Genomic DNA, 19701 nt, shown 5'->3' with positions numbered 1-19701 from the left:
GGACGATCCCCTCACTTATCAAACAGTTACTTCACAAGAGTAATAAAAGATTTTAATTTTCCGGCCGCATGAACATACGCTCTCGCCGATGCTTCTAATACGTCTTGCGCAACACCAAAACCTGATACTTGATGAGTTCCTTCTTTTAATTCAACATGAACATGTGCAAGTGCATCTTGACCTTGCGTTATAGATTGTATGCGATAATCCGCTAAGTCACATTCTAATCCTAAAATTCTTTGAATTGCATTATAGATCGCTTCAATACTTCCAGAACCAGTTGCTGCATCTTCGTACATATTTCCTTCCTCATCTTTTAGTACAACCGTTGCACACTGTGTACTATTTGATACGAAATGTACTTGCAATTGAGTAATGCTATATTGCTGGGCCGCAAATGCTGCTTCACCAAGCATAAGCGCACGTAAATCTTCTTCTGTAATTTCTTTTTTACGGTCAGCCAAGTTTTTAAATGCTTCAAACACCACATCTCGTTCTTCTTTTGTAAACTCATAACCAAGTTCTTTCATTTTTTCAGTAAACGCATGGCGCCCGGAATGCTTTCCTAATACAAATAAATTTTGTGACTCTCCAATCAGTGATGGTTCAATAATTTCATACGTCGTTACTTCTTTTAATACACCGTCTTGATGAATACCTGATTCGTGAGCAAAAGCATTTGCTCCAACAATCGCCTTATTTTTCGGTACAACCATACCCGTTAACCGACTTACTAACGTACTCGTCGCTTTAATTTCTTTTAATGTCATAGAGGATTCTGCTTCATAGAAATCTTTTCTAATATGGAGAGCAACCGCGACTTCTTCTAGCGCCGCATTCCCCGCTCTTTCTCCAATTCCATTAATCGTTCCTTCTACTTGTAACGCTCCGCCTTCAACCGCAGCTAACGAATTCGCTACTGCCATCCCAAGATCATCGTGACAATGACAAGAGAAAATTGCTTTTTCATACGACGGAACGGATTCTTGTAAGTATTTAAAGAGAGAATAATATTCTTCTGGATTCGTATATCCAACTGTATCAGGAATATTGATTACATTCGCTCCTGCGCGAATCGCGACTTCTACTGCTTCCGCTAAAAATGCTCTCGATGTTCTTGTTGCATCTTCTGCTGAAAATTGAACTGTTGGAAATAGTGATTTCCCGAGCGTAACCGAGCGATGTATGCTATCTAATACATCTTCTTTTGACATACAAAGCTTATATTTCATATGAATGTCACTCGTAGCTAAAAATACGTGTAAACGAGGAGAGACAGCGCCTTTCACAGCTTCATAGGCTCTTCGAATATCACTTTCTTTCGCTCTAGCTAAACTCATAACCGTAGCATTTTGAATGGTATTTGCGATACGTTTTACCGATTGAAAATCACCTTCAGAAGCTGCTGCGAATCCAGCTTCCATTACATTAATACCAAGTCTCTCTAGTTGCCTCGCAATCTGTAATTTCTCTTGTTCATTTAAATTAACTCCTGGTGATTGTTCGCCATCACGTAGCGTCGTATCCATGAACAAAATTTGCTTCATATTATTTGACCCCTGCCTTTACTCGGGGCTGTACGAAAGGCATCATTTCACGTAATTTACGTCCAACTACTTCGATTTCATGTTCATTTTCTTTCTCATTTGTCGCATGGAAATTTGGTTTTCCTGCTTTATGCTCTGCAATCCAGCCTCTTGCAAATGTACCATCTTGAATTTCTGCTAGCACTGCACCCATCGCTTTCTTCGTATCTTCCGTTACAACGCGTGGTCCTGATACGAAGTCGCCCCACTGCGCTGTATCTGAAACTGAATATCTCATATTTTCAAGTCCGCCTTCATACATAAGGTCAACGATTAGTTTTAGTTCATGTAAACATTCAAAATATGCAACTTCCGGTTGATAACCAGCATCAACTAACGTTTCAAACCCAGCTTTTACTAGTGCAGTCACTCCGCCGCAAAGTACAGCTTGCTCTCCAAATAAATCTGTTTCTGTTTCTTCTTTAAACGTTGTTTCTAATACACCTGCTCTCGTCGCCCCAATTCCATCTGCATATGAAAGTGCCTTTTCAGTCGCAACTCCTGTTGCATCTTGATATACTGCAAATAATGCAGGAACAGCTCCCCCTTCCGCAAACGTACGACGTACTAGATGTCCTGGACCTTTCGGTGCTACTAGAAATACATCTACATTAGCTGGCGGTTTTACTTGATCAAAGTGAACATTAAATCCATGCGCGAAAACGAGAGAATTGCCGCCTTGTAAGTTTGGTGCAATTTCAGCTTCATATACTTCCGGCTGTAATTCATCAGGTAGTAGAATCATTACTACATCTGCTTTTTCTGCTGCTTCCGCTACTGTATAAACAGAAAAACCGTCTTCTTTCGCCTTATCCCATGACTTCCCTTTCCTCAGTCCTACTACCACATCAAATCCGTTATCACGTAAGTTTTGCGCATGCGCATGGCCTTGCGATCCATATCCGATGATTGCTACTTTCTTTTCCTTTAATACATTTACCGTTACGTCTTTTTCATAATAAACTTTCGCCATTTTCATTTCCCCCTATTTTTTAAATAATTATTGAATTAACATAACTTGTTTATCTTGTTTTTTCATACTACGTGTAAATGCTGTTACACCTGTTCTAGCAATTTCTTTCAAACCATATGGACGAAGTAATTCAATTAACGCTTCTACTTTCTCCTGGGTACCTGTTACTTGCACCACTATGGAATCCTTCCCAACGTCTATTACAGCGGCTCGGAACGGTTCAATTAAACTATATAATTCTGCTCTTGCTACAGACGTTGCTACTTTAATAAGTGCAAGTTCTCTAGCGATCATCGCTTCTTCTGTAATATCTGATACTTTCAGTACATCGATTTGCTTATGAAGTTGTTTAATTAACTGCTCAACTTGCTGTTCATTTTCAACGTGTACAACAATCGTCATTCTCGAAATATCCGATGATTCCGTATGACCTACTGAAATACTTTCAATATTAAAATGTCTACGTGTCATAACACCTGTAATTCGATTTAACACACCGCTTTGATTTCGAACTGTCGCTGTTACAATTCTCTTCACCTTTTCTCCACTCCCTCCATTTGATGAACGCCTTTTCCTGGGGCAACCATCGGCATTACCTTTTCGGATTGAAGTACGCGGCAATCAATTACAACAGGCTCTCTTAACTCAATTGCATACTGTAATTGTTGCTTTGCAAGAAGTGGGTCTTCAATACGAACACCTTTTATGCCATAAGCATTGGCAAGCGCAACAAAATCTGGTTGGCATGAAAGTAAGGAGTGCGAATATCGCCCATTATAAAATTCCTCTTGCCATTGTCTTACCATCCCTAAAGCTTCATTATTTAAAATAAAAACTTTAACTGGTAAAGAATGCTCTTTTAACACACTAAGTTCTTGCAAGGTCATTTGAAATCCAGCATCACCGACAATTGCAATAACTAGTTCTTCAGGCTTTGCGATTTGTGCACCTATTGCTGCTGGAAACCCGAAGCCCATTGTTCCCAACCCCCCAGAGGTTACCCATCTATCTGGGTTTTTCAGCGGATAATATTGAGCTGCCCACATTTGATGTTGCCCAACATCTGTCGTTACAATCGCTTCTCCTTTCGTAATTTCGTATAGCATATCAATTGCATATTGAGGTTTAATACGCTCTGCATGTTCTTTGTAAGAAAGAGGGTATTTTTCTTTTCTACTATTCAATAATGAGAGCCAATCATTGTGATTTACTTCCCCTTCCTTAAAGTTGAGTAGAGCTTCTAATGCTTGCTTTGCACTCGCAACAATAGGGATTTCAGTCGGCACATTTTTCCCAATTTCCGCTGGATCAATATCTATATGTGCGACAATCGCCTCTTTAGCAAAATAAGCTAAATTTCCAGTAAGACGATCATCAAACCTTGCACCTATATTAATAAGTAAGTCACATTCGTATAACGCCATATTTGCGGTGTATGAACCGTGCATTCCTCCCATCCCTAGAAATAGTTCATCATCTGGCGGAAACCCACCAAGACCAAGTAATGTATGAACAACTGGAATATGATATTTGCGAGCAAAACTTGTTAATTCTTTCGATGCTTTCGCATGCAATACACCTGCTCCAGCTAAAATTAACGGTTTTTTTGAAGTCGCAATCGCTTGTAATAATTTGTTTATTTGTAGTAGATTCGGTTCGTAATTAGGCTGGTATCCTGGTAAATCCATTTGTACATCACTACATCGCTCACCTTTCTCTACTACCATATCTTTCGGAAGGTCAATTACGACTGGGCCTGGTCTTCCTGTTCTAGCGATATGAAATGCTTCTTTAATAATTCGGGGTAAATCCGATGCTTTTCGTACTTGATAATTATGTTTTGTCACCGGCATCGTAAGCCCCATAATATCAGCTTCTTGGAAAGCATCACTCCCGATTAACGTTGTTGCTACTTGCCCTGTAAATACAACAAGTGGCAATGAATCAATCATCGCGTCAGCTAGACCAGTAATAACATTTGTAGCACCCGGTCCACTTGTTGCAATTACCACTCCTGGATTTCCTGTAATTCTTGCATATCCTTCAGCAGCATGAATTGCACCTTGCTCATGCCTCGTTAAAATATGCGGAATTTCACAATCATAAAGCGCATCATATAGAGGTAAAACCGCACCACCTGGATAACCAAAAATCACCTCTACTCCTTCCTTTTCTAGCGCTTCTAACAATAGCTGTGCACCAGTTGCCAGTTTCTCTTCCGTTTTTGAAGACATTTTTCTTATAAGCCCCCTTTTTTAAAACATTTATAAAATAAAAAAATCCTACGTCCACACTCCAGCTATGTGCTGAAGGGACGAAAGATTTCGCGGTACCACCCTTCTTTGCAAGATTACTCTTGCCTCAGTGACTCGGGATATGAGTCTAGCTAATAACGGAGCTACCGTCTAAGCCTAAACAAACGTTTCAGCTTAGCACTCAAGGGTGATGTTCGTCGACGTGAACCATCGGTTTCCAGCAACCACCGACTCTCTGTGAGGCTTCACAGTCAACTACTCCTCCCTATCAACGCTTTATCATGTCATAAGAGCTATTATCCAACTTTATTTTCTTCGTAAATTTTCTCTCCATCTTCTACAACTAATTTACGGAATTCTTCTAATAAACGATTCGTATGTGGCCCTGTTCTACCTAAACCAATCGTTCTTCCATCTACTGTCGTAACAGCAATTACTTCAGCAGCTGTTCCTGTTAAAAACACTTCATCAGCTACATATACATCATGCCTTGTAAATAATTCTTCTCTTACGTCATATCCAAGTTTTTCGCCGATTTCTAAAATCGCGTTTCGTGTAATACCTTCTAACGCTCCAGCAGAACTTGGTGGTGTAATTAATTTATTTCCCTTCACAATAAATACATTATCTCCAGAGCCTTCAGCTACATATCCTTGGTCATTTAACATAAGTGCTTCTTGTACTCCAGCTAATTTCGCCTCAATGCGAACTAAAATATTATTTAAGTAATTTAAAGATTTTACTTGAGGCGATAAAACATCCGGGCGATTGCGACGCGTTGCAACTGTTATAATCGGAATCCCTTTTTCATAATATTCTTGTGGAAATAAAGATAATTGCTCTGCAATTACTACTACATTTGGTTTCGTACAAGAATCGGGATCTAATCCCAAGTTCCCAGGTCCTCTTGATACAACGAGGCGGATATATCCATTAGATAGTTTGTTTTGTCGAATCGTTTCAACAACGATTTTCATTGCTTCTTCTAACGTATATGGAATTTCTAACATGATGGATTTCGCTGATTCATATAACCGGACAAGATGCTCTCTCAAACGGAAAACATTACCGCTATATACCCTAATTCCTTCGAACACTCCATCGCCATATAAATAGCCATGATCATATACTGAAACCTTTGCTTCGTCTTTTGGAACAAATTCTCCATTTAAGAAAATCCACTGCTCGTTCACTTGAAAGCGCCCCCTATGTTCTATGAGTTTTTTATTGTTTCCTAGTCTACTCTCCTTTTCAAATAAATCAAGTGAATTTTTAGAAAATTTTTAATTTTTAATCGTACGTACATCTTTGTTTATATTGATTTAATAACATTGTTAACGTTTACAAAAAGTCAAAAAAATTTTTTCGTCAAATTCTACTAAAAAAATATTTGTTTAAAAGAAGGGTTTTCGCCAATTGATACGAATCTATTGTATTCAATAAACGGACGTCCGATTTTATAAATCCGGGAATATACAACGACTTTTGGTGAAAAAGGGGGAAAATAACAAAAATAACGCTGTCTAAAAATAACATTCATATTTTTCATTTAGTAATCATAATCCTATTTTTAAAAAACAATTTGTCAAATTGAAGGAGGAAATAACAATGGCGTGTGTACAAATTAAAGGAACGAGACAAGAGGTAGTAGAAATGCTACAACTATTTGATCTAATGGATACGAAAGGATTTTGTAAATTCAATAATTACGTTGAAGTAGAACCAAATAGTAGGAAACATAACAACTACACAGCTTCAATCGATATTCAGTCTAATAACAGCTCAGCACAAGATACATTAAATGATCAATTCGTTAGTCAAATGCTTACTGGTGTATATAACGACTAAATAAATATTCTCTTCCTACCATTTTTTCATAAATATATGCTATGGACTTGAGCATACTAGCAACTAGATGGTAGGAGGTGAAAATTATGGCTAGAATTGGTGTTGAGAACTCTTTAACAGATGTTCAACAAGCTCTTCAGCAACAAGGACATGAAGTCGTTTCACTTAACTCTGAAAATGATGCACATGGGTGTGATTGTTGCGTTGTAACCGGGCAAGATTCTAATATGATGGGCATTGCAGATACATCGATAAAAGGATCTGTAATTAAAGCACATGGTTTAACAACAGATGAAATTTGTCAGCAAGTTGAAAACCGCACTTAATCATTTTTATCACATTATTTGTGAGCTAACATGTAAAGAGAATGGAATGGTCCCACTGATTATAGTTTCAATTTATTTATAGAAAGAGGGCTCCTTTTCAAAAGGAGCCCTCTTTTTTATATTCACCTAACGGGAAAGTAACATATACTGGATGAAAGCCCTACCTCTCTCTCATCATTACGGTTCCACTGACCGCTCCTTGATTCACTAGTATACATATAAAGCTTACATATACAATTTATAGGGTTTGTTCACAAAAGTTGTTGGTAAGACTACCCGATCTTTCGCAAACTTTTCGTATTATATTCATAAGATTTATTTACTTTACACTAGCTTTAACCGAGACACGAATTAAAATTCTAACACCAATACAATAACTTGTCAACATTTTTTACAAATTAAAAACAGACATTAACGGTTTGTCTGTTTTAGAATGGAGCTTTTTCTTTTATTACATATACAACAAAACCGCTTACTAACATACATAAGCCAACTACTAAGTTTTTGATATTAATCATAAATTCCTCTCCCTTATTCCACACATCATATATATTTACAGTTCAATTATTCCGATCGTCATAAAGCGCACTTTTTCTAATATATCATAATTCCTAAAAAATGCAAGTTCACTTTTGGCGACCATTCACAAATTTATCCACAGTGCTTGGCACAGTATTTAACGCTTTTTCAATTAAATGTGTACTACTATTGAGATGCAACACTTGCACACCGTTAGAACCAACTACTAAAAAAGCAACTGGGCTAATAGAAACCCCAGCCCCGCTTCCGCCTCCGAATGGATGACTTTGCTTGTTCTCTTTATGCTGCCCTTGTCCGCCGTTATGTTTTTCGGAAATAAAATCACCTTTAAAGTCACTTCCACCAGCTCCAAAACCAAAAGCCACTTGAGATACTGTTAATACTACATTTCCGTCAGCTGTTGAAACCGGACTTCCAACAATCGTATTTACATCTACCATCTCTTTTAAATTTGTCATTGCTGTTTTCATTAAATTTTCAATTGGATGTTCCATTATGTACTACACCCTTTCCTCATTATTCTTTTTTATACTTTCCAAAATAGAGGAAGTCATACTAAGTTTTCCTATTTCGAAAAAACATTTTCCACTTTCCAATTGGATATTACTCCCTGTACATGCTCGGATAAAGTGAAACTTTAATCAGTGGAGGTTTTGTTCATCCCCCACTGATTATTAGCCCACACCAATCGGGCGTTCACGAGTCGCAGGGCTCCAGCCAAATTTTGAGGTGGGAGTCTTACTGCTCGCAAATAGCGGGATAAAAACAGTAAAGAGAAACATACTACTATTGAACCTTGTTATGAAAGGAGTCCTTACTTTGACTGAGAAATTTGATGAATATAAAAAAAGAGATCGAATAGATAGTGATTATAAAGAAGAATACGCAGCTGAAGTTGCACCACAGCGTATCGATTATGATGATAAAGATAACGATGATGTAAGATCGTCTGCAGCTGGATCGACTGCTGGTTTCATTGCTCTTGCCTTAGCAATATTATCATTATTCACATTCCCAACACTATTTGGTCTTGTTTCTGTTCTACTTGGTATTTACGCTTATAATCGCGGGGCTACTGTAACTGGCGGTACCGCTGCCATTGTGGGTGGTATCGCTGCACTCATTGCGATTTTATTCCGAGTGGCGCTTATTGGTTTATTGTTCTCTCTTTTTTAAAAAGAAAAAGGTATCTCGCTTTATGCGGGATACCTTATCCTGTAAATACATCTTCTGATGGATATTTAATTTTTTGTTTTGCTGGTCGTGCCAAAGAGAACACAAGTGTTAACGGTCCGATTAATCCACAAAACATAACAAACATAATAATACATTTTCCAAACGCCGATAGCTTCGCAGTAATCCCCATTGTTAACCCTACTGTACCAAACGCTGAAATTGTCTCAAATAATAACTGAATAAAACTGAAGTCTTCTGTAAGCATTAATACAAATACCGCTGTAAAAATAAGTATTTGACTAGCAACGACAATTGCTAACGCTCTCGTTACTGTCGACATTTTAATCGTACGCTGAAACAAAACAAAATCCTCTTTCTTTCTAAAGAAAGAAAGAACTGACGTAATTAAAATAACGAATGTCGTTAACTTAATTCCACCGCCTGTCGATACACTTCCCGCACCAATAAACATTAATACCATTGTAAATAGTATCGATGACTCTTCCATCCCCCCATAATCTACCGTGTTAAAACCAGCTGTACGAGGTGTAATTCCTTGGAAGAACGAAGCCCATAATTTTTCATTTAAAGATAAGTGCCCCAAAGTCTTCACATTATTATATTCCAATACAAAAATCACAATCATCGCAATAACATTAAGTGCTATCGTTCCAACAATCATGATTTTGGAGTGCAGTGATAATTTTCGGAAACTACGGCTATACCATATATCAATTAATACCGTAAACCCTAACCCTCCTATTACAATTAAAGAACAAATCCCAATATTAATAATAGGATCTCCTACATATCTTGTTAAATTATCTGGCCAAAGCGCAAAGCCGGCATTATTATATGACGCAATAACGTGAAAAATACTATAGTATAAACCTTTTCCAAAACCAAACTCTGGAATAAAGCGAATCGATAAAAAGATAACTCCAATTAGCTCAATACAAATAGAAAAAATAAAAACACGTTTTACTAATTTCACAAGACCACCAATATTTGTTTGATTAAATGCTTCTCCAATTAATAATCGGTGGCGTAAACCAATTTTTTTCCCTAATACCCAAACAATTAAAATGGCTATCGTCATAAGACCGAGACCACCCGTTTGAATTAAAAACATAATAACAATTTCACCAAACATCGTAAACGTACTCGCAGTATCTACAACACCTAAACCGGTTACAGTCGCTGCCGACGTAGCTGTAAAGAAAGCATCTACCCAACTAATATGTACTTTCGTTGCAAACGGTAACTTTAATAACAATCCTCCGACCACAATTAAACAAAAAAAGCCTAATGCTAAAATTTGTGGTGGATTCAATCGTATAAAACGATTATACAACCCTTGTTTTTTTGCTACTTCCATATCACTAACTCCCTTTATCAAGTGAAGCTTTTATCCCCTCATAAATAAAGACTCTTTAAGAGCCTACAAGTAGCGGGATAAACCTTATATTCTTATAATATAGTTGAGCATAATCCTTTTTTTCATAGATTTCAACTTTTATTTATATTCAGACTCCTATCGTTTTACAAAAGAATATTTTCTATTATATCTCCACTTATACTATGACTCTTACAACAACTATTTTATCCCTTTTCAAATTCCCATATCTTTCACTCCAAGTTCACACGAGGGTCACATCTACCTTTTATAGTATATGTATCGGAGCTGTTCCTCCCTAATTTATAAGACATTCCCCAGTGTCTTGAACAGCTTTCCATCCCTAATTAAATTGACATAAATTGTCCCCTTCCTTGACCATCCTATATGTGATGGTCTTATTTTTTTATTCTTTCTATCTTTTATTTGAAACTCCCTCTCTCTTTCACTCCATGTTCACAAGAGGATCACATCCACCTTTTATAGTATATGTATCGAAGCTGTTCAAGACATTCCCCAGTGTCTTGAACAGCTTTCCATCCCTAATTAAATTGACATAAATTGTCCCCTTCCTTGACCATCCTATATGTGATGGTCTTATTTTTTTATTCTTTCTATCTTTTATTTGAAACTCCCTCTCTCTTTCACTCTATGTTCACACCAAGGTCACATCCAACTTTTATAGTATACGTATCGAAGCTGTTCCTCCCTAATTTATAAGACATTCCCCAGTGTCTTGAACAGCTTTCCATCCCTAATTAAATTGACATAAATTGTCCCCTTCCCTTGACCATCCTATATGTGATGGTCTTATTTTTTTGTTTACTCTATCTTTTATTTAAAACTCCCTCTCTCTTTCACTCCATGTTCACACGAGGATCACATCTACCTTTTATAGTATACGTATCGAAGCTGTTCCTCCCTAATTTATAAGACATTCCCCAGTGTCTTGAACAGCTTTCCATCCCTAATTAAATTGACATAAATTGTCCCCTTCCTTTGACCATCCTATATGTGATGGTCTTATTTTTTTATTCTCTCTTTCTTCTTACTTAAAACTTCCCCTCTATTTCACTCTATGTTCACATCTATCTTTTATAGTATATGTATCGAAGCTGTTCCTCCCTAATTTATAAGACATTCCCCAGTATCTTTGAATAGCTTCCATCCCTAATTAAATTGATATAAATTGTCCCCTTCCCTAGGCCATCATGTGATGGTCTATTTTTTTTCCAAATACATAAATGTATTCTTTCCACATATTTCAGCAAAACTGGACTATATACATTGAAACAGACAGTTTTATACTAAATATTCAGAAAATATTGTCAAAATAGGTATTTTTTCGGTATAATTAATTTAGAAAGCAATTTTACAAAAACAAAAGGGGGGGTTTTATTGAAACAAACAAAGGCAATCTTAATTGCATTATTTCTCGGTCTAGTTGTCGGACTCACTTTAAATTTAGCTGCTCCATCTATTTTTGAGCCATTGAATCAATATGCGTTCAATCCAATTGGTCAACTGTTTATTCGACTTATTAAAATGCTAGTTGTTCCTGTTGTGTTCATTTCTATCGTACTTGGGGCTGCTGGTCTTGGAGATCCGAAACAACTTGGAAGAATTGGTTTAAAATCAATTTCATTCTTTCTCGTAACAACAGCTGTCGCTATCTCTATTGCAGTTACATTTGCACTTATCATAAAACCAGGAGCTGGCGGTAACTTTAAAACAGACGGGCTTAAGTATGAAGGTGCAAAAACTGAAACATCTTTCGTTGATACATTGCTGAATATTGTGCCAGATAATCCAGCAAAAGCGATGGCTGATGGGAACATGCTACAAATTATTGCCTTTGCCGCATTGATCGGACTCGGTTTAGCTGTTTTAGGAAAACGAGTTCAAGGTATCCATTCATTACTTGAACAGGGCAACGAATTAATGATGTATCTTGTTAATCTTGTCATGAAATTAGCTCCAATCGGAACATTCGGGTTGCTCGCTTCGTCCGTTGGTAAAATGGGTCTTGCAGGCGTCGCTGCGATGTTCAAGTATATGATTGTCGTTATGTTGGTACTCATTATTCACGGTGTCTTCGTATACGGCGGCTTATTAAAGGTACTAGCCAAAGAAAGTATTATTCGTTTCTTTAAACATTTCGGTCCGGTAATGGCAATTGGGTTTAGTACATCTAGCTCTAATGCGTCCCTTCCATTTGCCATGAAAACCGCCCAAGAAAAACTTGGAGTTCCAAAAGCGATAAGCTCTTTTGTACAACCACTAGGTGCAACGATTAATATGGATGGTACCGCTATTATGCAAGGGGTAGCAACTGTATTTATCGCTCAAGTATACGGCGTTGAACTTACATTACCACAATTAGCTATGGTCGTATTAACTGCTGTACTAGCTAGTATCGGTACTGCAGGTGTACCAGGTGTTGGACTAGTAATGCTTACGATGGTTTTAAATCAAGTAAATCTACCAGTAGAAGGCATTGCTTTAATTATCGGTATTGACCGCATTCTAGATATGTCTAGAACTGCTGTAAATATTTCCGGTGATGCAATTTGTGCAATGATTGTTGCAAAATCAGAAGAAAAATATAATACGGATCAATCTGCAGCATCTTAAATCAAAAAAGGAGTGAATCATTTCACTCCTTTTTTGATTTACTTCCTTTTTTCGAACGATATTCTTTTCCTTTATTATCATTTCCCGTTTCAAATTCAGTACTAAACTCCTGCTGGAATTGCCCTGATTTTGGTGAACCTTGATTTCCACTTCCTTGACTACCATTACGATTCGTCATATTTCTCCCTCCTTCCTTTATTAGTAGTATGGCGCTCTATCTTTTTTCATACACATTTTATTTTTTATCATCTATTACACACAGAAGAAGACCTTCCATATATGAGGAAGGTCTTCTTTTTAATTAGGTAAGCGTTTTCTTATTTGTAATTATTTAAATAAGTTTTTTAGAAATAGATATCATTATATCCATTTCATCTTCTGAAAGTGCGGAAAATCTTTCTTGTAAATATTTCTTTTTCTCACCTTCCATTTTCGCAACTAACTCTTTCCCTTGTTCTGTAATCTCTAAATATACAACTCGGCGATCTGATGTAGAACGTGAACGAGTTACAAAGCCTTTATTAATTAATTTTTCTGTAACAGCTGTAATATGACTATTCGACACATTTAACTCATTAGCTACACGTGAGACCATTTCTTTATTCGTACGGTTCAATATTCTAAGGACAATGAACTCATTCCACGGTATGTAACCACCAAATATTTTTCCAATATCATTACGCAACGTGCGAAACATTGCAAAAACATTTGTCGATAGTTCTTCCATTAATTGTTCTCGATTTTGAGACAACTTCGACAGCCCCTTTTATTTAATTTAGTTAAATAAAAACCTTATTAATAATTTTACACGAAATCTTACTTTTTGTCACCTTATTTCCCCATAATTCGTAGTTTTTTAATAGATATTTCATGGTACAATGAAATTGATTTTCCAAAAAAAGGAGTTGGGGTAATGAGTGAAGAAGACAAACTTTCTAATCTCAGTCTAAAAGATAAGACTATTATTATTAGTGTTGTTATTCTTATTCTCATTATATTCTTTGCATTTATATTTTTTGTATATGTGGGAATCTTTCATATTACAGGTATAGAATATTCATCAAGAACAGCTCTACTACTCTTTTTTTTACTCATTCTTTTATTAGACGGTATTACATATTTTATATTCATTTTCTTTAAAGTGCTCCTACATCCAATGATGACAAGTATGCCCAATTGGCTCTCAATTGCTCTGCTCTCTATAATTGAAATTACGTTAGATTGGTTTGTCATACATACCGCCGATGACTGGATAGAGAGTGTACAAATGCCCAACATAGCTGAATTATGTGTCGCACTATTCCTTTACACACTAAATAAATTATTTAGTGATAAGAAAGAGTAAGAATACAAGCTTTTCTATATAAAAATTGGTACAATAAAAATAAATCATACTAAAGAGGTGTTACTTATGAACTTACTACAATGGGCTGATAAAGGCATGTCCTTTGATACATATGTGAATGAAATGAAAGTAAACCAATACGAGCTACTACACATTTACAATAACTTTTTAATTCCAAATGAATTACTTCCAGTTTTAGAAGAACGTCAAAATGATGGCTGGCGCGTTATCGTATTAACAGCTGACTGGTGCGGCGACGCTCTTTTATGTGTACCTGTTATGAAACGAATTTCTGAAGTTGCAAATATTGATATGCGTTTATTAATTCGCGATGAAAACTTAGAGTTAATGGATCAATACTTAACAAACGGAACAGCACGTGCGATTCCAATCTTTATTTTCATTGATAAAGACGGAAATGAACAAGCCGTCTTTGGACCACGAGCTCCAAAAATACAAGAATTAGTAACTTCAATGCGCGCTACATTACCTGAAAAAGAAGATCCAACATTCGAAGAGAAACAAAAAGAAATGTATGCTAATTTCCGTGCTACATTAGCTGATGATACTTCTCTTTGGGAACATGTAATGGAAAGCATGATTGAAAAAGTAGTAAAATAAAAAACCTGCCGATTTCGGCAGGTTTTTTATTTTACTAAATTATAATCCTTTTTTCTGAGAACATACAGCATCTACGCACGCTGCTAAACGTTCCATTTCACCCATGTATATTCCACGTGTCATCCACCCAGTCAACTTGTACATAATCTTATATAAAAAATTCTTCGGTTCAAATTCTACAATTAAAGTAAGCGATGTACCTTCTTCATCCTCTTCTAACATATAAGTTGCAGCTGTATAGCCTTGCTTCATCTCACATCCAACTGAAACGATATACGGTTCATCATACTCTAAAATTTCCGCCTCAAATTCATATATTTTCTTCCCCATCTTTTGCACAGATATATATTTGTCACCTTCACGAGGGTTTTCAACATCTATATTTGAAGGATACCTATTTTCTACCATAAAGGTACTCCATTCTAGTATTTTCTCGTCATTGTGTACATAATCAAATACAACATCAATTGGTGCTGGAATTACTATTTCTATTGCAAAACTCACTAAATTGCTCCTCTCAAATACCCTATCGATTTCCTTAAAATTATTATAACGAAATCATTATGGCATATTTCACATGGTGAAATACAAGTAATTGAAGGTAAAAGTTTCATTTTTCTCTTTCTATAAAAAAATACCCTACAGAGTAGACTTTTTTTCAAGTGTCTATTCTATAGGGTATTGCTGATATTTTATACTTACATAATGAAGAAATAGAATACCGCAGCTAAAATGAAACGGTAGTAAGCGAACGGTGTTAGTTTTACACGACCTAATAATTTTAAGAATGAAACAATTGCAAGCATCGCAACAACGAATGCTGTAATAAATCCAGTTGCAAATAACGGTATATCAGCCACGCTTAATATATCCCAGCTTTTAATTAAATCTAAGGCACTTGCAGCTACCATCATTGGCACCGCTAGAATAAATGTATATTCCGCTGCCGCTGTATGCGAAACACGTGCTAATAAACCACCACTTATTGTTGATCCAGAACGAGAAAATCCTGGCCAAAGTGCTAAACATTGGAACATTCCGATTGTAAATGCTTGCTTATATGTGATTTCATCTAACGTTCTTGCTGTACTTGGTTTTGAAAACTTCTCAGCAACAATCATTAAAATACCACCAGCTACTAAACTAATAACAACCGGTCCTGGACCGAATAAAACTTCTTTAATTGCGCTATGGAATAGTACGCCGAGTATGCCGGCAGGAATCATCCCGATAATAATATGTAATAAATTTAAAGATGGTCCATCAGTTACTTTCCCTATTCCAACTAATGACCATAAACGTTTCCAAAATATAACAACAACTGCTAAAATCGATCCCAACTGAATAACAACTTCGAAAACTTTCGCTCTATCGTCTTCAAATCCAATTAAGTGTCCTGTTAAAATCATATGTCCTGTTGATGATACTGGTAAAAACTCTGTTAAACCTTCAACAGCACCCATGATTAATCCAATTAACCAATCAGCCACAAGTAGTGCCTCCTTAATAACGAATATGTAATTTTTTCACACCTTATCATAATACCTTATCCCTTTTCAAAGTGCATCCTTTTTTTATTGATTTCATTTGTTGTATACGCTTATTTCTTTTCTATTTTTTGATTAAATTGTATGATAATAAGAGTTTGTTTTTTACGTTGAAAGGGGATTTTATGAAAGAAACTACTTCATTCTCACAAAAGTTAAAGCAATTTTTATTACTCTTTTTCCCGATTTTTGTAACGCAAATGTCATTATTTGCGATGAGCTTTTTTGATACGACAATGTCAGGACATGCGAGTCCTATTGATTTAGCGGGTGTTGCTATCGGAACAAGTATATGGCTTCCCGTTAGTACCGGCTTAACAGGAATTTTAATGGCTACTACTCCTATTGTTGCACAGCTCGTTGGATCAAAGAAAAAGGAGGACGTTCCCCACATTGTCATACAAGCAGTATATTTAGCAATTTGTGCTAGTTTCGTTGTTATCCTTATCGGATTCTTCGCTGTTTCACCTATTTTAAATGGCATGCAATTAGAAGAACCCGTGGAACGTATTGCAGCACAATTTTTAATTATTATCGCGATTGGAATTATCCCTTTATTTACTTACACCGTTTTACGCGGGTTTATTGATGCATTAGGAAAAACTCGAACAACGATGATTATTACATTACTATCATTACCAATTAATGTAGTATTAAATTACTTATTAATTTTTGGTCACTTTGGCTTTCCAAAACTCGGTGGTGTTGGTGCGGCAATCGCTTCTGCAGCAACCTATTGGTGTATTTTAATTATTACGGTTATTATTATTCGTACGAAAGAGCCTTTCGCTTCTTTCAATATCTTTAAACAGTTATACCGTCCTTCCTTTACAATTTGGAAGGAATTCCTGAAACTTGGCGTCCCTATCGGATTTGCTATCTTTTTTGAGACGAGTATTTTCGCTGCGGTAACACTTATGATGAGTAATTTTAGTACGACAACAATAGCAGCACATCAAGCAGCTATGAACTTTGCTTCCTTGTTATATATGACTCCTTTAAGTTTAGCAATGGCAATGACGATAGCCGTTGGATTTGAAGTTGGAGCAAAACGATACAATAATGCGAAACAATATGGATTTATCGGAATTGGGTTAGCCCTTGCTTTCGCTCTTTTATATTCAATCCTTCTTTATTTCTTTGATGATGAAATTGCTTCTATTTATACGACAAATGCAAATGTCCATCATTTAGCTAAAGAATTTCTTATATTCGCGATTTTATTTCAAATTTCAGATGCGATTGCAACTCCAGTACAAGGAGCACTTCGTGGTTATAAAGACGTAAATGTTGCCTTAATTATGACATTAATAGCTTATTGGGTAATAGGTCTACCTCTTGGCTACATGTTAGCAACTTATACTGACTGGGCAGCAAAAGGTTATTGGATCGGTCTTATTATCGGTCTAGCATTTGGAGCAATCTTCCTGCTTATCCGTCTCTTTCAAGTACAAAGAAAATATACAACGCAAAGCAGCCGCTAATGATATAGCGGCTGTTTTCTTCATGCATATTTTTTCTTGTAACGTGTAACATAATGAAAAAGAAAGGTGGATACATATGGACGAAAAACAAAAGAAACAATCATTCGATGAAGAATTCGCCCCTGAAATTTCACCTGGATATCGGCAAGATGTACATAAGCCACCTAAATATAAAAACACTTCTTTTTTAATGGGCATTACCATTTTCGCAGCTGTATTACTCGTGCTCATCATTTTCGTCTATTTTTAAGGAAGGGTGGTCTATTATATGAAGAAACAAGATTCAAATCGTTCAAAAAGAACTGTTAAAACAGAAAAAGGATATGCAGGAGATTCTGTTCATACACTGAAACAAGTTGAGCAAGGAAATTTATACATTGCTCAAAAAGAACTTGGTCAACAAAATGAAAATCTTTAAAGTCCCTCTGCTTCTAGAGGGATTTTTCATTGTACGTACTGTTTTTGATCTAACACCATAAATATATTATTAACCTTTACAATTTTCATGTCATAATTTAATTTCATTTCACTTCTCTTACCATTTTCAATACCAGCAACGTACGCTACAGCATGATAGCGAAAACTCTCATCTGTCTCTTCACGTATCTCTTCGTTTGTAAATTTATACTCTAAATCCCGAAAACGGTTTGGGTAATAATTTTCTATTAACTGTTCATACCCTCTATTTACAAATATTTCTTCACCTTTTCGTTTCACATCTTCTTTATTATTAAACTCAAACACTGATAGTTGCACTGTCACAAAGTGTTCTCCTATCATTTTCATTTCTTTATCAGTTAAAGTTTCTATACTTTTGTTCTTTAATTCCTTATTTAACTCGTAGCGATCTATCGGTTTAAAGGTAGCAAAAACCTCCTCTTTATATGGCCAAAACAATCCAAAAGCGATACATAGAGAAATGATTAATATTCTTTTCTTCGTAATGCACCCCACCCTCCTCCATAATGATAGTTATATTTTAACATATAGAAAGAAAATTCTGATATCATAAAGTGGAATAACCTACCTTTAACTTAGAAACGAGGAACAATTATGGACTCTTACAAACAATATATAAAAGAAGCTCTACCAGATCTTTCTATACATTCATATATGCAAAATGAAGAAGGGTGGGATAATATAACTGTTATTATAAATGATGAACTACTATTTCGTTTCCCACGAAAACTTGAATATGCAAACCGAATTCCGTTAGAAAAAGAACTGTGCACAATTCTTTCTCATTCATTACAAGAAATCAAGATTCCTAAGTATCATTTATTGTATAAGAATAATTGTAATACTGTTCCATTTTGCAGCTATTATCCTCTCATTCATGGTGAACCGTTAACAACTGAACTAGTTGCAAAGCTAGAGAAAAAAGAACTTGAAGTAATTATTACACAATTAGCCACTTTCCTTGCGGCTTTACATAGTATTCCTTTAAAACGTGTTGAAACGCTAGGATTCCCTATCGAAAAAACACTTATCTACTGGAAAGAGCTACAAACAAAATTAAATCAATATTTTACTAACAATCTTACTTCATTACAGAAATCAGCCTTAAATCGTTTATTCGAAAATTTCTTTACCTGTATAGCTAAATCTACCTTTCAAAATACAATCATCCATGCTGACTTTACACATCATCACATTTTATTTAACAACCTGCACAAAAACATTTCGGGAGTTATTGATTTTGGTGATGCTCAAATTGGCGATCCTGCTTTTGATTTTGCTGGACTATATTATGATTTCGGTCATGAGTTTACTACTTCTGTATATGAACAATACAGTGCACGTATTTCTCACCACGATCCATTACTCATTCACCGCATCACTACCTTTTATCAATACAGCCCTTTACTACATAACCTTATTTATAACATTGAAACAAACAACGAAATAACATTAAAGGAGAATGAAGAACAGCTTAAAGCAATACTACAGGGACGAGATTAAATTCTCTC

23 protein-coding genes and 1 other annotated feature are annotated in these 19701 nt (G+C 35.9%); of the genes, 10 read left to right on the top strand and 13 right to left on the bottom strand.

Annotated elements, in window-relative coordinates:
- Positions 1-26: 26 nt before the first annotated feature.
- The 5 genes from leuA to ilvE all read right to left on the bottom strand — a co-directional run bounded on the left by leuA (position 27) and on the right by ilvE (position 6007).
- Complete coding sequence (leuA, locus tag AC1DS7_RS08665; protein ID WP_002064438.1) at positions 27-1547, bottom strand: 2-isopropylmalate synthase; 1521 nt, start codon at positions 1545-1547, stop codon at positions 27-29.
- A 1-nt stretch (position 1548) separates the two neighbouring features.
- Complete coding sequence (gene ilvC, locus AC1DS7_RS08660; RefSeq protein WP_003188179.1) at positions 1549-2565, bottom strand: ketol-acid reductoisomerase; 1017 nt, start codon at positions 2563-2565, stop codon at positions 1549-1551.
- A gap of 21 nt (positions 2566-2586) precedes the next feature.
- Positions 2587-3096: an acetolactate synthase small subunit gene (gene ilvN / locus AC1DS7_RS08655; RefSeq protein WP_000822948.1), complete on the bottom strand. Its 510-nt coding sequence runs from the start codon at positions 3094-3096 to the stop codon at positions 2587-2589.
- A complete protein-coding gene (gene ilvB, locus AC1DS7_RS08650; protein WP_061675101.1) occupies positions 3093-4793 on the bottom strand; it encodes an acetolactate synthase large subunit in 1701 nt (566 codons plus the stop codon). Before ilvB ends, ilvN begins: the two co-directional genes overlap by 4 nt.
- A gap of 73 nt (positions 4794-4866) precedes the next feature.
- Positions 4867-5095 (bottom strand) — a binding site (T-box leader).
- A 15-nt stretch (positions 5096-5110) separates the two neighbouring features.
- Positions 5111-6007, bottom strand: coding sequence for a branched-chain-amino-acid transaminase (gene ilvE / locus AC1DS7_RS08645; protein ID WP_002030649.1), 897 nt, complete (start codon positions 6005-6007; stop codon positions 5111-5113).
- Between the two features lie 415 nt (positions 6008-6422).
- Between ilvE and AC1DS7_RS08640 the strand changes: the two genes are divergently transcribed.
- A complete protein-coding gene (locus tag AC1DS7_RS08640; protein WP_002140966.1) occupies positions 6423-6662 on the top strand; it encodes a DUF3911 family protein in 240 nt (79 codons plus the stop codon).
- Between the two features lie 86 nt (positions 6663-6748).
- Positions 6749-6988, top strand: a complete 240-nt coding sequence (locus AC1DS7_RS08635; protein WP_002011725.1) for a YkuS family protein — start codon at positions 6749-6751, stop codon at positions 6986-6988.
- A gap of 428 nt (positions 6989-7416) precedes the next feature.
- On the opposite strand, the gene AC1DS7_RS08630 is transcribed toward AC1DS7_RS08635, so the two are convergent.
- Positions 7417-7506 carry a hypothetical protein gene (locus AC1DS7_RS08630; protein WP_000608225.1) on the bottom strand — a complete coding sequence of 30 codons (90 nt, stop codon included), beginning with the start codon at positions 7504-7506 and terminating at the stop codon, positions 7417-7419.
- A gap of 108 nt (positions 7507-7614) precedes the next feature.
- Complete coding sequence (gene ytfJ / locus AC1DS7_RS08625) at positions 7615-8022, bottom strand: GerW family sporulation protein (RefSeq protein ID WP_002030645.1); 408 nt, start codon at positions 8020-8022, stop codon at positions 7615-7617.
- A gap of 307 nt (positions 8023-8329) precedes the next feature.
- Between ytfJ and AC1DS7_RS08620 the strand changes: the two genes are divergently transcribed.
- Positions 8330-8704 (top strand): hypothetical protein, encoded by a 375-nt coding sequence (locus tag AC1DS7_RS08620; RefSeq protein ID WP_002011728.1) that lies wholly within the window; start codon positions 8330-8332, stop codon positions 8702-8704.
- Positions 8705-8738: 34 nt separating this feature from the next.
- Here the strand turns inward: AC1DS7_RS08620 and AC1DS7_RS08615 are convergent, their stop codons facing one another.
- Entirely contained in the window at positions 8739-10082 is a 1344-nt protein-coding gene (locus AC1DS7_RS08615) for a TrkH family potassium uptake protein (RefSeq protein ID WP_002140965.1), read from the bottom strand.
- 1416 nt (positions 10083-11498) lie between these two features.
- On the opposite strand from AC1DS7_RS08615, the gene AC1DS7_RS08610 reads away from it, so the two are divergent.
- Entirely contained in the window at positions 11499-12734 is a 1236-nt protein-coding gene (locus AC1DS7_RS08610; protein ID WP_476998920.1) for a dicarboxylate/amino acid:cation symporter, read from the top strand.
- A 22-nt stretch (positions 12735-12756) separates the two neighbouring features.
- On the opposite strand, the gene AC1DS7_RS08605 is transcribed toward AC1DS7_RS08610, so the two are convergent.
- The gene (locus tag AC1DS7_RS08605; RefSeq protein WP_002011733.1) at positions 12757-12912 is read right to left on the bottom strand and encodes a hypothetical protein; all 156 of its coding nucleotides are present in this window, start codon (positions 12910-12912) and stop codon (positions 12757-12759) included.
- Positions 12913-13065: 153 nt separating this feature from the next.
- Positions 13066-13485: a MarR family winged helix-turn-helix transcriptional regulator gene (locus tag AC1DS7_RS08600; RefSeq protein ID WP_002064429.1), complete on the bottom strand. Its 420-nt coding sequence runs from the start codon at positions 13483-13485 to the stop codon at positions 13066-13068.
- A gap of 162 nt (positions 13486-13647) precedes the next feature.
- Between AC1DS7_RS08600 and AC1DS7_RS08595 the strand changes: the two genes are divergently transcribed.
- Entirely contained in the window at positions 13648-14079 is a 432-nt protein-coding gene (locus tag AC1DS7_RS08595) for a regulatory YrvL family protein (RefSeq protein WP_002193242.1), read from the top strand.
- Between the two features lie 33 nt (positions 14080-14112).
- On the top strand, positions 14113-14700 hold the full coding sequence (locus tag AC1DS7_RS08590; RefSeq protein WP_137076219.1) for a thioredoxin family protein: 588 nt from the start codon (positions 14113-14115) through the stop codon (positions 14698-14700).
- Between the two features lie 39 nt (positions 14701-14739).
- Here the strand turns inward: AC1DS7_RS08590 and AC1DS7_RS08585 are convergent, their stop codons facing one another.
- On the bottom strand, positions 14740-15204 hold the full coding sequence (locus AC1DS7_RS08585; RefSeq protein WP_016101493.1) for an SRPBCC family protein: 465 nt from the start codon (positions 15202-15204) through the stop codon (positions 14740-14742).
- Positions 15205-15398: 194 nt separating this feature from the next.
- On the bottom strand, positions 15399-16190 hold the full coding sequence (uppP, locus tag AC1DS7_RS08580) for a bacitracin resistance undecaprenyl-diphosphatase (protein WP_002030627.1): 792 nt from the start codon (positions 16188-16190) through the stop codon (positions 15399-15401).
- 182 nt (positions 16191-16372) lie between these two features.
- Here uppP and AC1DS7_RS08575 point away from each other — a divergent pair, with 182 nt between their 5' ends.
- The 3 genes from AC1DS7_RS08575 (at position 16373) to AC1DS7_RS08565 (ending at position 18149) form a co-directional block, all read left to right on the top strand.
- Entirely contained in the window at positions 16373-17731 is a 1359-nt protein-coding gene (locus AC1DS7_RS08575; RefSeq protein ID WP_002140955.1) for an MATE family efflux transporter, read from the top strand.
- A 76-nt stretch (positions 17732-17807) separates the two neighbouring features.
- Positions 17808-17981, top strand: coding sequence for a hypothetical protein (locus AC1DS7_RS08570; protein WP_000343684.1), 174 nt, complete (start codon positions 17808-17810; stop codon positions 17979-17981).
- A gap of 18 nt (positions 17982-17999) precedes the next feature.
- Positions 18000-18149: a hypothetical protein gene (locus AC1DS7_RS08565; RefSeq protein WP_000743737.1), complete on the top strand. Its 150-nt coding sequence runs from the start codon at positions 18000-18002 to the stop codon at positions 18147-18149.
- 26 nt (positions 18150-18175) lie between these two features.
- On the opposite strand, the gene AC1DS7_RS08560 is transcribed toward AC1DS7_RS08565, so the two are convergent.
- The gene (locus AC1DS7_RS08560) at positions 18176-18685 is read right to left on the bottom strand and encodes a hypothetical protein (RefSeq protein ID WP_002030623.1); all 510 of its coding nucleotides are present in this window, start codon (positions 18683-18685) and stop codon (positions 18176-18178) included.
- 99 nt (positions 18686-18784) lie between these two features.
- Between AC1DS7_RS08560 and AC1DS7_RS08555 the strand changes: the two genes are divergently transcribed.
- On the top strand, positions 18785-19693 hold the full coding sequence (locus AC1DS7_RS08555; protein WP_215588861.1) for an aminoglycoside phosphotransferase family protein: 909 nt from the start codon (positions 18785-18787) through the stop codon (positions 19691-19693).
- Positions 19694-19701: the final 8 nt, after the last annotated feature.

It is taken from the genome of Bacillus sp. P4_E1, from assembly GCF_056401715.1.
Note: the sequence above shows the minus strand (reverse complement) of the source record. Positions and strands in the feature narration are given on the sequence as shown.

Bases quoted from the DNA above. Each gene is read 5' to 3' on its own strand.
- leuA (WP_002064438.1), bottom strand. From the start codon at position 1,547: ATGAAGCAAATTTTGTTCATGGATACGACGCTACGTGATGGCGAACAA.
- ilvC (WP_003188179.1), bottom strand. From the start codon at position 2,565: ATGAAAATGGCGAAAGTTTATTATGAAAAAGACGTAACGGTAAATGTA.
- ilvB (WP_061675101.1), bottom strand. From the start codon at position 4,793: ATGTCTTCAAAAACGGAAGAGAAACTGGCAACTGGTGCACAGCTATTG.
- AC1DS7_RS08640 (WP_002140966.1), top strand. From the start codon at position 6,423: ATGGCGTGTGTACAAATTAAAGGAACGAGACAAGAGGTAGTAGAAATG.
- AC1DS7_RS08635 (WP_002011725.1), top strand. From the start codon at position 6,749: ATGGCTAGAATTGGTGTTGAGAACTCTTTAACAGATGTTCAACAAGCT.
- AC1DS7_RS08630 (WP_000608225.1), bottom strand. From the start codon at position 7,506: ATGATTAATATCAAAAACTTAGTAGTTGGCTTATGTATGTTAGTAAGC.
- ytfJ (WP_002030645.1), bottom strand. From the start codon at position 8,022: ATGGAACATCCAATTGAAAATTTAATGAAAACAGCAATGACAAATTTA.
- AC1DS7_RS08620 (WP_002011728.1), top strand. From the start codon at position 8,330: ATGAAAGGAGTCCTTACTTTGACTGAGAAATTTGATGAATATAAAAAA.
- AC1DS7_RS08615 (WP_002140965.1), bottom strand. From the start codon at position 10,082: ATGGAAGTAGCAAAAAAACAAGGGTTGTATAATCGTTTTATACGATTG.
- AC1DS7_RS08605 (WP_002011733.1), bottom strand. From the start codon at position 12,912: ATGACGAATCGTAATGGTAGTCAAGGAAGTGGAAATCAAGGTTCACCA.
- AC1DS7_RS08595 (WP_002193242.1), top strand. From the start codon at position 13,648: ATGAGTGAAGAAGACAAACTTTCTAATCTCAGTCTAAAAGATAAGACT.
- AC1DS7_RS08575 (WP_002140955.1), top strand. From the start codon at position 16,373: ATGAAAGAAACTACTTCATTCTCACAAAAGTTAAAGCAATTTTTATTA.
- AC1DS7_RS08570 (WP_000343684.1), top strand. From the start codon at position 17,808: ATGGACGAAAAACAAAAGAAACAATCATTCGATGAAGAATTCGCCCCT.
- AC1DS7_RS08565 (WP_000743737.1), top strand. From the start codon at position 18,000: ATGAAGAAACAAGATTCAAATCGTTCAAAAAGAACTGTTAAAACAGAA.
- AC1DS7_RS08555 (WP_215588861.1), top strand. From the start codon at position 18,785: ATGGACTCTTACAAACAATATATAAAAGAAGCTCTACCAGATCTTTCT.